This window comes from Serratia sp. JKS000199, assembly GCF_900215455.1.
Lineage (GTDB): Bacteria > Pseudomonadota > Gammaproteobacteria > Enterobacterales > Enterobacteriaceae > Serratia > Serratia ureilytica.
The window spans coordinates 873136-887831 of the sequence record NZ_LT907843.1; the positions used below are offsets into that span (position 1 = coordinate 873136).

15 protein-coding genes are annotated in these 14696 nt (G+C 62.9%); 9 read left to right on the plus strand and 6 right to left on the minus strand.

Features of this window, described 5'->3' with window-relative positions; genetic code table 11:
- Positions 1-75 precede the first annotated feature (75 nt).
- A complete protein-coding gene (gene cynS / locus CPH57_RS04315; RefSeq protein ID WP_033642424.1) occupies positions 76-546 on the minus strand; it encodes a cyanase in 471 nt (156 codons plus the stop codon).
- A gap of 19 nt (positions 547-565) precedes the next feature.
- Positions 566-1219 carry a carbonic anhydrase gene (locus tag CPH57_RS04320; protein WP_033642426.1) on the minus strand — a complete coding sequence of 218 codons (654 nt, stop codon included), beginning with the start codon at positions 1217-1219 and terminating at the stop codon, positions 566-568.
- Between the two features lie 111 nt (positions 1220-1330).
- Between CPH57_RS04320 and cynR the strand changes: the two genes are divergently transcribed.
- A complete protein-coding gene (gene cynR, locus CPH57_RS04325) occupies positions 1331-2281 on the plus strand; it encodes a transcriptional regulator CynR (protein WP_089196792.1) in 951 nt (316 codons plus the stop codon).
- On the opposite strand, the gene CPH57_RS04330 is transcribed toward cynR, so the two are convergent.
- Both CPH57_RS04330 and CPH57_RS04335 read right to left on the minus strand, forming a co-directional pair.
- Entirely contained in the window at positions 2205-2636 is a 432-nt protein-coding gene (locus CPH57_RS04330; protein WP_019454439.1) for a hypothetical protein, read from the minus strand. The genes cynR and CPH57_RS04330 overlap by 77 nt on opposite strands.
- A gap of 58 nt (positions 2637-2694) precedes the next feature.
- Positions 2695-3162 (minus strand): helix-turn-helix domain-containing protein, encoded by a 468-nt coding sequence (locus CPH57_RS04335; protein ID WP_033642428.1) that lies wholly within the window; start codon positions 3160-3162, stop codon positions 2695-2697.
- A 63-nt stretch (positions 3163-3225) separates the two neighbouring features.
- Between CPH57_RS04335 and CPH57_RS04340 the strand changes: the two genes are divergently transcribed.
- Positions 3226-3453 (plus strand): tautomerase family protein, encoded by a 228-nt coding sequence (locus tag CPH57_RS04340; protein ID WP_033650586.1) that lies wholly within the window; start codon positions 3226-3228, stop codon positions 3451-3453.
- A gap of 136 nt (positions 3454-3589) precedes the next feature.
- Positions 3590-5182: an ABC-F family ATPase gene (locus CPH57_RS04345; protein WP_033642430.1), complete on the plus strand. Its 1593-nt coding sequence runs from the start codon at positions 3590-3592 to the stop codon at positions 5180-5182.
- Positions 5183-5233: 51 nt separating this feature from the next.
- On the opposite strand, the gene moeB is transcribed toward CPH57_RS04345, so the two are convergent.
- Together moeB and moeA are read right to left on the minus strand one after the other, a co-directional pair.
- A complete protein-coding gene (moeB, locus tag CPH57_RS04350; protein ID WP_096242077.1) occupies positions 5234-5989 on the minus strand; it encodes a molybdopterin-synthase adenylyltransferase MoeB in 756 nt (251 codons plus the stop codon).
- A 2-nt stretch (positions 5990-5991) separates the two neighbouring features.
- Positions 5992-7230, minus strand: coding sequence for a molybdopterin molybdotransferase MoeA (gene moeA, locus CPH57_RS04355; protein ID WP_096242078.1), 1239 nt, complete (start codon positions 7228-7230; stop codon positions 5992-5994).
- Between the two features lie 157 nt (positions 7231-7387).
- On the opposite strand from moeA, the gene CPH57_RS04360 reads away from it, so the two are divergent.
- The 6 genes from CPH57_RS04360 (at position 7388) to gsiD (ending at position 14583) form a co-directional block, all read left to right on the plus strand.
- Entirely contained in the window at positions 7388-7924 is a 537-nt protein-coding gene (locus tag CPH57_RS04360) for a DUF924 family protein (RefSeq protein WP_033650589.1), read from the plus strand.
- Between the two features lie 358 nt (positions 7925-8282).
- On the plus strand, positions 8283-9239 hold the full coding sequence (locus tag CPH57_RS04365) for an isoaspartyl peptidase/L-asparaginase family protein (protein ID WP_089196794.1): 957 nt from the start codon (positions 8283-8285) through the stop codon (positions 9237-9239).
- Positions 9240-9258: 19 nt separating this feature from the next.
- Positions 9259-11133, plus strand: coding sequence for a dipeptide ABC transporter ATP-binding protein (locus tag CPH57_RS04370; RefSeq protein WP_096242079.1), 1875 nt, complete (start codon positions 9259-9261; stop codon positions 11131-11133).
- Between the two features lie 23 nt (positions 11134-11156).
- Positions 11157-12692, plus strand: a complete 1536-nt coding sequence (gsiB, locus tag CPH57_RS04375; RefSeq protein WP_096242080.1) for a glutathione ABC transporter substrate-binding protein GsiB — start codon at positions 11157-11159, stop codon at positions 12690-12692.
- Positions 12693-12744: 52 nt separating this feature from the next.
- Positions 12745-13665 (plus strand): glutathione ABC transporter permease GsiC, encoded by a 921-nt coding sequence (gene gsiC / locus CPH57_RS04380; protein ID WP_019454429.1) that lies wholly within the window; start codon positions 12745-12747, stop codon positions 13663-13665.
- A gap of 9 nt (positions 13666-13674) precedes the next feature.
- Positions 13675-14583 (plus strand): glutathione ABC transporter permease GsiD, encoded by a 909-nt coding sequence (gsiD, locus tag CPH57_RS04385; protein ID WP_172428001.1) that lies wholly within the window; start codon positions 13675-13677, stop codon positions 14581-14583.
- The last annotated feature ends 113 nt before the right edge of the window (positions 14584-14696 follow it).

Genomic DNA, 14696 nt, shown 5'->3' on the forward strand with positions numbered 1-14696 from the left:
TCAGCGCAGTTAATGTAGCCAATGGCCGGTTGGCTGTCAATTTGCCGGCGACGCGGGCCGCCGGCGCAAGGCCAATCAGAAAGGCTTGGTCGGCAGGTATTTGCCGTCCAGGGTGATCACCGCGCGTTCGCCGCCCTCCGGATCGGGCACCTTCTTGATATCCAGCTTGAAGTTGATGGCGCTGATAATGCCGTCGCCAAACTGCTCGTGCACCAGCGCTTTCAGCGTGGAGCCGTAGACCTGCAGCATTTCATAGAAACGATAAATGGTCGGGTCGGTCGGCACGCCGCCGGGAATGCTGCCGCGCAGCGGGATGGTTTGCAGCAGCTGCACCGCTTCTTCATCCAGCCCCAGCTTGGCCGCCACCGTGCGCGCCGCCGGTTCCGGCAGCGCATGCTGCCCCAGCAGGGCGGCGGTGACGAACGCCAGACTGAGACCGGTGCCCTCGGCCAGCGCTTCGAACGTCAGGTTATGGCGGATCTTGGCGGCCATGATGGTGTCGGTGAGCGCTTCGCGCGGGGCGGCGTTGTGCAGAGAGTGTGTCATGTTGGCTCCTTTTGTGGGCTTAAAAACGGGCGATCGCCGGCGTGGCGGTCACCTCGGGATGGGTGGCGAGCGGCACGAAGCGGCGGGTTTCACCGTCCAGCGCCTCGATAGCGCCGCTGGCGATGTCATAGACCCAGCCGTGCAACGCCAGGCGGCCCTGATCCAGCGCCAGCGCGACGGAAGGATGCGTTTTGATGTTGTTGAGCTGGGCGATGACGTTCTCGCGCACCATCGACGCGACCCGCGCTTCGTCGCAGGCGTGCGGATAAGCCTGATTGACCGCCTTGGCGGAATCGGCGTAACGCAGCCAGCCGGCGACCGTCGGCAGGTGATCCAGACACTGGCAGGTGGCGATGGCGGTCATTGCGCCGCAGTCGGAATGGCCGCAGATCACGATATCTTCCACGCCCAGCGCGGCGACGGCGTACTCGACCGAGGCGGTCACCCCACCGGGTTCGGGGCCGAAAGACGGCACGATGTTACCGGCGTTGCGGATAACGAACAGATCGCCCGGCTCGCGCTGGGTGACCAGCTCCGGCACCAGGCGGCTGTCGGAACACGAGATAAACAGCGTGCGCGGGTTTTGGCGGGTCGCCAGCCGCTGAAACAGCGCCGTGCGTTCAACAAAGGCTTCGCGCTGAAACTTCAGGAAGCCTTCAATCACCTCTTTCATTGTCTTTCTCCCTGGGGGGTAAGCGATGACGGCATGATGAACGCTTCTGGCTATAGGGTCTAAGACCCATTTATAATGCCAGCTATAGGTTTTACTAATAGCTGGGGCGCTATGCTGCTGCGACATATCCGATATTTTCTGGCCGTTGCCGAACAGGGCAATTTCACCCGCGCCGCCGAAGCGCTGCACGTCTCGCAACCGACGCTCTCCCAACAGATCAAACAGTTGGAGGATGCGCTGGGAGCGCCGCTGTTCGATCGCAGCGGCAGAAGGGTGCAGCTGACCGACGCCGGTGAGGCCTGGATGCGCTATGCGCGCCTGGCGCTGCAGGATCTGGACGCCGGCGCGCGGGCGATCCATGACGTGGCGACGCTGGCGCGCGGCCATTTGCGGCTGGCGATGACCCCGACGTTCACTGCCTATCTGGTGGGGCCGACGATCGATGCGTTCTATCGCCGCTACCCGGGGATTACGCTGAGCATTGAGGAGATGGCGCAAGAGCGGATCGAGGCGCTGCTGGCGCAGGATCGGCTGGATCTGGGGATTGCCTTTGAGATGGCGCAGTCGGCTGACGTGGAAGCGATGCCGTTGTTCAGCGAGACGCTGGAGCTGATGGTCGGCGCCGATCATCCCCTGGCGGCGCGGCGTCGGCCGCTGACGCTGGCGGAGTGGCGACATCTGCCGCTGGCCTTGCTGAGCGGCGACTTCGCCACGCGTCAGTTTATCGATCGCTACTGCACGCAGTTGGGGTTTCGGCCGCAGGTGGCGGTAGAGGCCAATGCGCTGGGCGCCATCGTCGAGATCGTGCGGCGCGGGCAGCTCGCCACGCTGTTGCCGGCCGCGATTGCGCGCGAGAACCGGCAGTTGAAAAAGGTGGCGCTGGCCAACGCCATGCCGGCCCGTCAGGCGGTATTGCTGCAGCGCCAAGGCGCTTACCGCAGCGCCGCCGCGCAGGCGTTTATCGCCGTCTTGCAGCAACAGGGCGTTACGCCAACGCACTCCAGCGCTGCGTCATCCCCAGCAGATGCACCAGCCCGAAGCCGAGGCAAATCAGCGAGCTGACGACGATGAAGCGTTGGCTGCGTCCGGTATCGCGCAGGGCGAAAGGGCCGGCGACACCGCGCAGCAGGTAGATAAAGGTGATGATAAACAGCGCGGGCCGCAGCAGCGGCAGCGGCGCGATCAGGCCCGCGCCGGACAGCGCATACAGCGCCCAAATAAACAGCACCAGCGCGATACCAGCGGTGACGACGGCCGGGAACTTTTTACCCGCTTCCGCCGCCTTAATGAAGCGATCGCCAGCGCCGCACAGTCGATAGCCGCGCGGCCCGGCGGCGATCACCCAAATATGCAGCAGGGCGGCGATGGCGCTCAGCGCGGCGCCGATCAGCAGCGCGGTGTTATAGAGGTGTGGCATGGTTCAGCATCCTTGTCCTAAATCAGTCTGGTATCAAGCGTAGACCAGAATGGGTAAGTCAGGCCGGGGGGAGCTCAACGGCCGACATTTGCAGCGCGTCTTCAGGCACTACGTGCGCCTGCGCATCGATAAATGCCAGCTGCACCGGCAGCCCGCTGCGTTTATCCACCAGTTGAACGTGGGGGCTGTCATGCAGAATATGCCGGTGGCCCCACGCCATCAGCGCAACCAGGATGGGCCCCAGGCTGCGCCCCTTGTCCGTCAAGACATATTCATGTCGTTCACGCTCGCCCGGCTCCCGGTAAGCGCGTTTGGCCAACAGTTCTTGTTCTACCATGGCATTCAGACGGTTGCTCAACGCCTGGCGTGAAGCGCCGATATTCTCGCGCAGCTCTTCAAAACGGCGGACGCCGTAGAATGACTCGCGCAGGATCAGTAACGTCCAGCGATCGCCAAGCAGATCCGCGGCCTGCGCCAGCCCGCACAGGGCAAGAGAAACGGTAGGGAGATCGGGAGATTTTGACATGGGCATTTTCCTTCGCTAATCTAAGTCTTGTTTTTAGACTTATCTATATTCAAGGAGAGTATAATGCCATTTGTTAATGTGCAAACGGTGAAAGGCATGCTGGATGAACGGCAAAAAAGCGAATTGCTGTCCCGCATTACCGAACTGTTGGTGGAGATAGAAGGGCGAGGCGATCCGGCGTTCAGGCAGTCGGTTTGGGTCCGAATCGATGAACATGCGCCCGAACAATGGAGCCTGGGCGGCGTGCAGCCGACGGCGGCGATGATTGCCGCGAAGTTCCCGCCGCGTTAATTCAGCTATGCCGCCTGCGAAAAGGATCGGATGCCGCAGGCGCTCAAAATGTCACCGAAACTTCCCGCGATCTCTGCACCCCGTTGTGGCATAATGCGCGCCAAATCACATTCCCTATGTATAAAGAGCGAGCGCTGTGTTAAGCACTAACAACATCACCATGCAGTTCGGCAGTAAGCCGTTGTTTGAAAACATCTCTGTCAAATTCGGCGGCGGCAACCGTTACGGCCTGATCGGCGCCAACGGCTGCGGCAAGTCCACCTTTATGAAAATCCTCGGCGGCGATCTGGCGCCGAGCGGCGGCAACGTGTTCCTCGATCCGAACGAGCGCCTGGGTAAACTGCGTCAGGATCAGTTCGCCTTTGAGCAGTACAGCGTGCTGGATACCGTGATCATGGGCCACACCGAACTGTGGGCGGTGAAGGAAGAGCGCGACCGCATCTACGCATTGGCGGAGATGAGCGAAGAAGACGGCTATAAAGTGGCCGATCTGGAAGTGGCCTACGGCGAAATGGACGGCTACAGCGCCGAAGCGCGCGCCGGCGAACTGCTGCTTGGCGTGGGTATTCCGGTTGAGCAGCACTATGGCCCGATGAGCGAAATCGCGCCGGGCTGGAAGCTGCGCGTGTTGCTGGCGCAGGCGCTGTTCTCCGATCCGGAAATCCTGCTGCTCGACGAACCGACCAACAACCTGGACATCGACACCATTCGCTGGCTGGAAAACGTGCTCAACGAGCGCAACAGCACCATGATCATCATCTCGCACGACCGTCACTTCCTGAACATGGTCTGCACCCACATGGCGGATCTGGACTACGGCGAACTGCGCGTTTACCCGGGCAACTACGACGAATACATGACCGCCGCCACCCAGGCGCGCGAGCGTCTGCTGGCGGACAACGCCAAGAAGAAGGCGCAGATCAATGAGCTGCAATCGTTCGTCAGCCGCTTCAGCGCCAACGCCTCCAAATCCAAGCAGGCCACCTCGCGCGCTCGCCAGATCGACAAGATCCAGCTGGAAGAGGTGAAAGCCTCCAGCCGCCAGAACCCGTTCATCCGCTTCGAGCAGGACAAGAAGCTGTTCCGTAATGCGCTGGAAGTGGAAGCGCTCACCAAGGGCTTCGATGAAGGCCCGTTGTTCAGCAAGCTGAACCTGATGGTGGAAGTGGGCGAGAAGGTCGCGGTGCTGGGCGCCAACGGCATCGGTAAAACCACCCTGCTGAAAACGCTGGTGGGCGACGCACAGCCGGACAGCGGCACCGTGAAATGGTCGGAAAACGCCCGTATCGGTTACTACGCGCAGGATCACGAATACGAGTTCGACGACACCCTGACCGTGTTCGACTGGATGAGCCAGTGGAAGCAGGAAAAAGACGACGAGCAGGCGGTGCGCAGTGTGCTGGGCCGTCTGCTGTTCAGCCAGGACGACATCAAGAAGAAAGTGAAGGTGCTGTCCGGTGGTGAGAAGGGTCGCATGCTGTTCGGCAAGCTGATGATGCAGCGCCCAAATATTCTGGTGATGGACGAACCGACCAACCACCTGGATATGGAATCCATCGAATCGCTGAACATGGCGCTGGAGATGTACGAAGGCACGCTGATCTTCGTCTCCCACGACCGTGAATTCGTCAGTTCGCTGGCGACCCGGATTCTGGAAATCACCCCGAACAAGGTGATCGACTTTACCGGCAACTACGAAGACTATCTGCGCAGCCAGGGCATCGTATAACCCTCGCGGCAACGCATCAGGGCGGGAATTACCCCGCCCTTTTTTTATCCGTCATTCCCCGCCGCACACCTCGCAGTGCGGATCCTTCGGCAGTTTCATCTCGCGGAACTGCATGCTCATCGCATCGAACATCAACAGCTTGCCGCGCAGCGGTTGACCGTACTCGGCCAGCAGCTTAATGGCTTCCATCGCCTGCAGGGTGCCGATAGTGCCGACCAGCGGCGCCATCACGCCCGCTTCGACGCAGGTGAGGGCGCTGTCGCCGAACAGCCGGCTCAGGCAGCGGTAGCAGGGCTCGCCCGGCTGATAGGTGAACACGCTGAGCTGGCCTTCCATGCGGATCGCCGCGCCGGAAACCAGCGGCCTCTGCTGCGCGTGGCACAGGCGGTTCAGCGCGTCGCGTGCCGCCACGTTATCGGTGCAGTCCAGCACCAGATCGCAGGCGGCGATCTCTGCCGCAACCGCATCGTCTTCCAGACGACCGTCGATGGCGTCGATGCGGATATGCGGATTGATGGCGCTCAGTTCCTGCCTGGCGGAGGCGACTTTGCTCTGGCCGATGCGATCGTCGCGGTGCAGGATCTGGCGCTGCAGATTGGAGAGCGAGACGGTGTCGAAATCCACCAGCACCAGATGGCCGACCCCGGCTGCCGCCAGATAAGGCGCGGCGGCGCAGCCCAGCCCGCCCAGCCCGGCGATCAGCACGCGGGCGGCCTTCAGCTTCTCCTGGCCGTCGAAGTCAAAGCCGCGCAGCACGATCTGGCGGTTGTAGCGCAGCGCTTCGGCGTCGGTCAATTCCGGCAACATGTTCAGCTCCTCAGCAGGGCGTTGAAAGGCTCAATCTCCACCGTTTCACCCGCCGCCACCGAACCGCGTTCGCGCTCCAGCACGATGAAACAGTTACCCTGGCTGTAGGAGCTGAAGACGTGCGAGCCCTGGTGGCCGGTGGTGCTCACCTCCAGTTCGCCCGCGGCGTTGCTGCTGAACACGCCGCGCTGAAAATCGAGGCGGCCCGGCGATTTCTTCAGCGGCGTCAGCGCCCGCGCGCGCAGGCGCGGCGGCAGGCGCCAGTCGCTGTGGCCGGCCAGCTTCGCCAGCAGCGGTTGCACTAGTTGGTAGAAGGTCAGGGCGGCGGAAACCGGGTTGCCCGGCAGGCCGCAGAACCAGGCGTGGCCCAGTTTGCCGAAGGCGAACGGTTTGCCGGGTTTGATCGCCAGCTTCCAGAAGCTGACCTGGCCCAGCTCGTCGAGCATCTGTTTGGTGTAGTCGGCTTCGCCGACCGAGACGCCGCCGCTGCTGATCACTACGTCGGCCTGGCTGTCCGCTTGTTCGAAGGCGGCGCGCAGCGCATCGCGATCGTCGCGGATAATGCCGAGATCGAGCACGTCGCAGCCCAGCTGCTCCAGCATCAGGCGCACCGCGAAGCGGTTGGTGTCATAGATCTGGCCCGCCTGCAGCGGCTGGCCGACCGGCTGCAGTTCGTCGCCGGTGGAGAACACCGCCACCTTCAGCTTACGCATCACCTGCACTTCGGCGACCCCGAGCGAGGCCAGCAGCGGCAGCTGCGCGGCGCCCAGCTTCACGCCGGCCGGCAACACGCTGGCGCCTTGGCGAATGTCTTCACCCGCCAAACGGATATTCTGGCCGGCTTCTACCGGGGCGGTAAAACGCACGCCCTGGTCGCTCACTTCGGCCTGCTCTTGCATGATCACCGCGTCCGCCCTGGCCGGGATCGGCGCGCCGGTCATGATGCGCACGCAGCTGTTGGCCGGCCATTCACCGTCGAACGGCGCGCCGGCGAAGGCTTTCCCGGCGACCGGCAGCGGCGCATTGGCCGCCAGATCGGCGAGGCGCACCGCATAGCCGTCCATCGCCGAGTTGGCGAACGGCGGCACGTCGAGGGGCGAGACCACCGGCGCGGCGGTGATGCGGCCGGCGGCGGCGGTCAGCGCGACGGATTCGGTCTGTTGCAGCGGGGCGATCTGCCCGAGCATTTTTTCCAGCGCTTGCTCCAGGGAGATGAGATCGGAAGTATGGCAATGATCCATAAGGGGAACTCCGTAATCAGGGTGCGCATTGATAGCGACAAGGTGCGGGTATTATGGCAGAGAACGCCGGGGGGGAGAACGGGTTATGCCCGCCATCTTTCGCACTGCGGCGCTGGGGCGATCGGGTATAAACTGCGTAAAACAGAGGAGAATCATGATGCATAAACAGGTTATCGAGTTCTGGTTCGACGAGATCGAACCGGTGATGTGGTTCAAAAAGGACGATGATTTCGATCGTCTGCTGCACAGCCGCTTCGGCGAAATCTGGCGGGCGGCGGCGGCGGGAGAGCTGGCTCACTGGCGCGACACCATCGAAGGGCGGCTGGCGGAGGTGATCGTGCTCGATCAGTTCAGCCGCAACCTGTTCCGCGGCACGCCGCAGTCGTTCGCCTGCGACGGCATGGCGTTGATTCTGGCGCAGGAGGCGATCCGCAGCGGCGAGTGCGAACGGCTGAGCCGCGAGCAGCGCGGCTTCCTTTATCTGCCGTTCATGCATTCGGAATCGCCGCTGATTCACCAACAGGCGCTGGTGTTGTATACCGAGCTCAATAACGGCGATCAGCTGGAATTCGAACTGCGTCATAAGGCGATCATCGATCGTTTCGGCCGTTACCCGCATCGCAATGCGATATTGGGGCGCATCAGCACGCCGGAAGAAGAGGCCTTTTTACAGCAACCCGGTTCCGGTTTTTAATCGCGGAGTATCTTCGCCCGGCCGGGAAAAAAACGGCAGGCCGGGCGTCGAAATAATGATTATTCAGCGTGAACGTTTATTTCATGACCCCATGCCGCTATTTCCTCTCGCGAAATTACCAATAATCCCAGCCGCACTCTCAGCGGTTTGCTGCTTTTTATAACCTGCTGTTTTTATTCCAATAAGCTATTTCAAGGTGCGAAACGGTCTAAGCGGACTACGCTAAAAGTGGGGCGTGGACGTTATGCTGTACTTCCACAGTCGGGCTAAATAGCATCGAAAAAAGACTGAATAATAATGATACCGCGCTCAGCTTATTCGCTGTGCTACGGCGGGATTAACACAGGGTGTCAGGCAAATGAGCAAACCAGTGATTGCCATTCATGGCGGCGCGGGCGCAATTACCCGGGCGGCGCTGAGTGCGGAAAAGGAACGGCAGTACATTCAGGCGCTGTCCGAGATCGTGGCCGCCGGTCAGGCGATATTGGCACAGGGTGGCAGCGCGCTGGACGCGGTGACCGAAGCGGTGCGGCTGCTCGAAGAGTGCCCGCTGTTCAACGCCGGCAAAGGCTCGGTGTTTACCCATCAGGGCACCCACGAACTGGACGCCTGTGTGATGGACGGCCGCACCTGTGATGCCGGCGCCGTCGCCGGCGTCAGCCGTGTCCGCAACCCGGTGCTGGCGGCGCGCGCGGTGCTGGAAAACAGCGAACACGTGCTGTTTGCCGCCGAAGGCGCCGAGAAGTTTGCCGCCGCCCACGGCCTGGAAATGGTCGCCCCCGACTTCTTCTTTACTCAGGAACGTTTTGATCAGCTGCACCGCGCCCAGGCGGAGCAGGGGCGGGTATTGCTCGATCACGACGGCGCGGTGCAGGCCGGCGAGCCGCTCGATCCCGATCGCAAATTCGGCACCGTCGGCGCGGTGGCGCTGGATGCGCTGGGCAACCTCGCCGCCGCCACTTCCACCGGCGGCATGACCAACAAGCAGGCCGGGCGGGTGGGCGACACGCCGATCATCGGCGCCGGTTGCTATGCCAACAACGCCACCGTGGCGGTCTCCAGCACCGGCACCGGCGAAATCTTCATGCGCGGCGTGGCGGCCTATGACGTCTCCGCCTTGATCGAATACGGCGGGCTCAGCCTGCAAGAGGCCAGCGATCGGGTGGTGATGGAGAAGCTGCCGGCGCTGGGCGGCAGCGGCGGCATGATCGCCGTCGATCGCCACGGCAATATCGCGCTGCCGTTCAACAGCGAGGGTATGTACCGCGGTTTTGGCTATGTCGGCGATGCGCCGTCCGTCGGGATTTATCGCTAAGCGTTCACCGGGAGGGTGTATGACCGACGTTTCATTCCGGCCCGCCGGCGACGGGCTGTCATTGCCGCCGCAGCGGGTGCTGACGGTGCGCGATCTGAGCATCAGCTTTCCTCAAGCGGACGGCGCCGTAGACGCGGTGCGCAACCTGTCGTTCGATCTCGATCGCGGCGAGACGCTGGCGATCGTCGGCGAGTCCGGCTCCGGCAAATCGGTCACTTCGCTGGGGCTGATGCGGCTGGTGGAGCAGGGCGGCGGGCGTATCGTCAGCGGCGCTATGACGCTGCGCCGGCGCGACGGCGCGCTGCTCGATTTGGCGCGCGCCTCGCAGCACACGCTGCGCACGGTTCGCGGCGCCGACATGGCGATGATCTTCCAGGAGCCGATGACCTCGCTCAATCCGGTATTTCCGGTCGGCGAGCAGATCGCCGAATCGCTGCGTTTGCATCAGGACATGGACCACCGCAGCGCGCGCCAGGAGGCGCTGCGCATGCTCGATCTGGTGCGTATTCCGGAGGCTAAAGAGGTATTGGGGCGCTACCCGCATCAGCTTTCCGGCGGTATGCGCCAGCGGGTGATGATCGCCATGGCGCTCTCCTGCAAGCCGGCGCTGTTGATTGCCGATGAGCCCACCACCGCCCTCGACGTCACCATTCAGGCGCAGATCCTGCAGCTGATCCGCGTGCTGCAACAGGAGATGCAGATGGGGGTGATCTTCATCACTCACGACATGGGCGTGGTGGCGGAGATCGCCGATCGGGTGTTGGTGATGCGCCGCGGTGAGCAGGTGGAACAAAATCGGGTGCGCGAGCTGTTTGCCGCGCCGCAACATGCCTATACCCGGGCGCTGCTGGCGGCAGTGCCGAAGCTGGGGGCGATGGCCGATCGGCCGCTGCCGGCGAAGTTTCCGCTGCCGGATGGCGAGGGCGATGAAGCGCCGCAGGATACTGTGCCGCCAGACGCTGCGCCGATCCTGCGGGTAGAGCATCTGGTCACGCGTTTTGATCTGCGCGGCGGGTTGTTCAATCGGGTCACTCGCCGGGTGCACGCGGTAGAAAACGTCAGTTTCGATCTTTACCCCGGCGAGACGCTGGGGCTGGTGGGCGAGTCCGGCTGCGGCAAGTCCACCACCGGGCGCTCTTTGCTGAAGCTGGTGGACAGCCAGAGCGGCACCATCACCTTCGCCGGGCGGCGAATCGATCGGTTGAAGGGGCCGGCGCTGCAGCACCTGCGGCGCGATATTCAGTTCATCTTTCAAGATCCTTACGCCTCGCTCGATCCGCGCCTGACGGTCGGTTTCTCCATCATGGAGCCGCTGTTGGTGCACAACGTGATGCGCGGCCGTGAGGCGGAAAGGCGGGTGGCCTGGCTACTGGAACGCGTCGGTCTGCAGCCGGAGCATGCGCGCCGCTATCCGCACGAATTTTCCGGCGGCCAACGCCAGCGCATCTGCATCGCGCGCGCGCTGGCGCTGAACCCGAAAGTGGTGATCGCCGACGAGGCGGTCTCGGCGCTGGACGTATCGATTCAGGCGCAGATCGTCAATCTGCTGCTCGATCTGCAGCGCGAGTTCGGCATCGCTTTTCTGTTTATTTCACACGACATGGCGGTGGTGGAGCGCATCAGCCACCGGGTAGCGGTGATGTACCTCGGGCAAATTGTCGAGATCGGCCCGCGGCAGGCGGTGTTCGACAACCCGCAGCACCCCTATACCCGCAAGCTGATGGCGGCGGTGCCGGTGGCCGATCCCGCTCACGCCCACAAACGGCAGCCGCTGCCGGCTGATGAGATCCCCAGCCCAGTGCGCGCGCTGGGCGATGAACCCGTTACCGCACCGCTGGTGCAGGTTGGCGCCGGGCACTTTGTCGCCCGCCACCCGATCGCCGGTGCTTTTTAAAGACCTCAGGAGAGACAAGCGACATGAAGCACACATTCAAACGCAATGCGCTGTTGGCCGCCGTACTGCTGGCGGCGGGAACTAGCCCTGTCTGGGCAGCGAAGGACGCGGTGATCGCCGTGGCTTCCAACTTCACCACCCTCGATCCTTACGACGCCAACGACACGCTGTCGCAGGCGGTGGCCAAGTCTTTCTATCAGGGGCTGTTCGGCTTCGACAAGGACATGAAGCTGGTGAACGTGCTGGCGGAAAGCTATGAGGTCAGCAAAGACGGCCTGACCTATACCGTCAAACTGCGCCAGGGCATTAAATTCCACGACGGCACCGCGTTCAACGCCGAAGCGGTGAAGGCCAACCTCGATCGCGCCAGCAACCCGGACAGCCACCTCAAGCGCTACAACCTGTTCAAGATGATCGACAAAACCGAAGCGGTGGACGCCAATACGGTGAAGATCGTGCTGAAGGCGCCGTTCTCGGCGTTCGTCAACAATCTGGCGCACCCGGCGGCGGCGATCATCTCGCCGGCGGCGCTGAAGCAATACGGCAAAGAGATCGGTTTCCACCCGGTGGGCACCGGGCCGTATCAGTTCGTGACCTGGAACCAGACCGACTTCGTCAAGGTGAAGAAGTTCGACGGCTACTGGCAGCCGGGGCTGCCGAAGCTCGACAGCATCACCTGGCGCCCGGTGGTGGATAACAACACCCGCGCGGCGATGCTGCAGACTGGCGAGGCGACCTTCGCCTTCCCGATCCCTTACGAGCAGGCCAAGGTGCTGGAAGGCAACGCCAAGCTGGACGTGGTGGCCGCGCCGTCCATTCTGCAGCGTTACATCAGCATGAACGTCACCCAAAAGCCGTTCGACAACCCGAAGGTGCGCCAGGCGCTGAACTACGCCATCAATAAGGACGCGCTGATCAAGGTGGCGTTCGCCGGTTACGCGGTGCCGGCGGAAGGCCCGGTGCCGCCGGCCATCGACTTCGCCGCCCGCTATAAACCGTGGCCGTACGATCCGGCCAAGGCGCGCGAGCTGCTGAAAGAGGCCGGCTACCCGAACGGCTTCACCACCACGCTGTGGTCGTCCCACAACCACAGCACCGCGCAGAAAGTGCTGCAGTTCACCCAACAGCAACTGGCGCAGGTGGGGGTGAAAGTGACGGTGACGGCGATGGATGCCGGGCAGCGCGCGGCGCAGGTGGAGAGCGTCGGGGTGAAAGACACCGGCGTGCGGATGTTCTACACCGGCTGGTCGGCCTCGACCGGGGAAGCGGACTGGGCGCTGTCGCCGCTGTTCTCTACCCAGGCGGCGCCGCCGAAGCAGTTCAACACTGCGTTCTACAGCAACCCGCAGGTGGACAAGGATCTGACCGACGCGCTGGCGACCACCGATCGCGCCGAGAAGCAGAAATTGTATCAGGACGCGCAGGATCGCATCTGGGCCGACGCGCCCTGGATCTTCCTGGCGACCGAACGTCTGTTGTCGGCCAACAGCAAACAGCTGAGCGGCTTCTACGTGATGCCGGATACCTCGTTCAACTTTGATAACGCCGATCTGAAATAAGGCGCCCATCCCCGCCTGCGGCCAGACGGCGGCGGGCGGGGGAAGGAATGAGATGCTCAATTATTTTCTGAAACGACTGCTGGGCCTGATCCCGACGCTGTTGATTGTGGCGGTGCTGGTGTTCCTGTTCGTCCACCTGCTGCCGGGCGATCCGGCGCGGCTGGCGGCGGGGCCGGAGGCCGACGAGGCGGTGGTGCAGCTGGTGCGCAAGGATCTGGGGCTGGATAAGCCGCTGCCGCAGCAGTTTGCGCACTTCTTCGTCAACGCGCTGCGGGGCGACTTCGGCATCTCTATGGTGTCCAAACGCCCGGTGAGCGAAGAGATCGCCTCGCGTTTTATGCCGACCTTCTGGCTGACCGTCGCCAGCATGCTGTGGGCGGTGGCGTTCGGTTTGGCGATCGGGGTAGTGTCGGCGGTGTGGCGTAACCGTTGGCCGGATCGTCTCGGCATGACCCTGGCGGTGTCGGGGATCTCGTTCCCGGCCTTTGCGCTCGGCATGCTGTTGATGCAGGTGTTCTCGGTCGAGCTGGGGTGGCTGCCGACGGTGGGCGCCGACAGCTGGCGGCACTACATTCTGCCTTCGGTAACCCTGGGGGCGGCGGTGGCGGCGGTGATGGCGCGCTTCACCCGCGCTTCGTTCGTCGAGGTGTTGCAGGAGGACTACATGCGCACCGCGCGCGCCAAGGGCGTGCGGGAAAGCGTGGTGGTGATGAAGCACGGCCTGCGCAACGCGATGATCCCGGTGGTGACCATGATGGGGCTGCAGTTCGGTTTCCTGCTCGGCGGTTCGATCGTGGTGGAGAAGGTGTTCAACTGGCCGGGGCTGGGGCGCTTGCTAGTGGACTCGGTGGAGATGCGCGATTACCCGGTGATCCAGGCCGAGGTGCTGTTGTTCTCGCTGGAGTTCATCCTGATCAACCTGCTGGTGGATATGCTGTACGCGGCGATCAACCCGGCGATTCGTTACCAATGAGGACGCGGCATGATTAAGCATTGGCGGCGCAGCGCCGCATTGAAGGCGATGCCGCTTATCGACCCTAACGCGGTACGCACGCCGTGGGGCGAATTTTGGCGGCGTTTTCGCCGCCAGCGGGCGGCGCTGGTCGCCGGCCTGTTGGTGCTGCTGCTGATTGCGGCGGCGCTGCTGGCGCCTTATCTGGCGCCGTTCGATGCGGAAAATTACTTCGATTACGACCGGCTGAATGAGGGGCCTTCGCTGATGCATTGGCTGGGCGTAGATTCCCTCGGGCGCGATATCTTCAGCCGCATCCTGATGGGCACGCGTATTTCGCTGGCGGCCGGGGTGTTCTCGGTGCTGGCGGGCGGGGCGATCGGCACCCTGCTGGGGCTGCTGGCCGGTTACTATGAGGGCTGGTGGGATCGCCTCACCATGCGCGTCTGCGACGTGCTGTTCGCGTTTCCCGGCATTCTGCTGGCGATCGGCGTGGTGGCGATCATGGGCAGCGGCATGGCCAACGTGATCGTCGCGGTGGCGATCTTCAGCATTCCGGCCTTCGCCCGCCTGGTGCGCGGCAATACGCTGGTGCTGAAGCACCTGACCTATATCGAATCGGCGCGCAGCATCGGCGCCTCGGACTGGACCATCATCCTGCGGCACATTCTGCCGGGCACCCTGTCTTCGATCGTGGTCTATTTCACCCTGCGCATCGGCACCTCGATCATCACCGCCGCCAGCCTGTCGTTTCTGGGCCTGGGCGCCCAGCCGCCGACGCCGGAGTGGGGGGCGATGCTCAACGAGGCGCGCGCCGATATGGTGATCGCGCCGCACGTGGCGATCTTCCCCAGCCTGGCGATATTCATCACCGTGCTGGCCTTCAACCTGTTGGGCGACGGATTGCGCGACGCATTGGATCCGAAATTGAAGGAGTGATGGTTTAACGTATGGCGCATATTTGAACGGGCTCAAATGACGTCTCAGTGCCATTATCCGTTCAATAAGCTGTATTGTTAGCACGAAGATGATTGCTGGTTTTTGAAGAAATA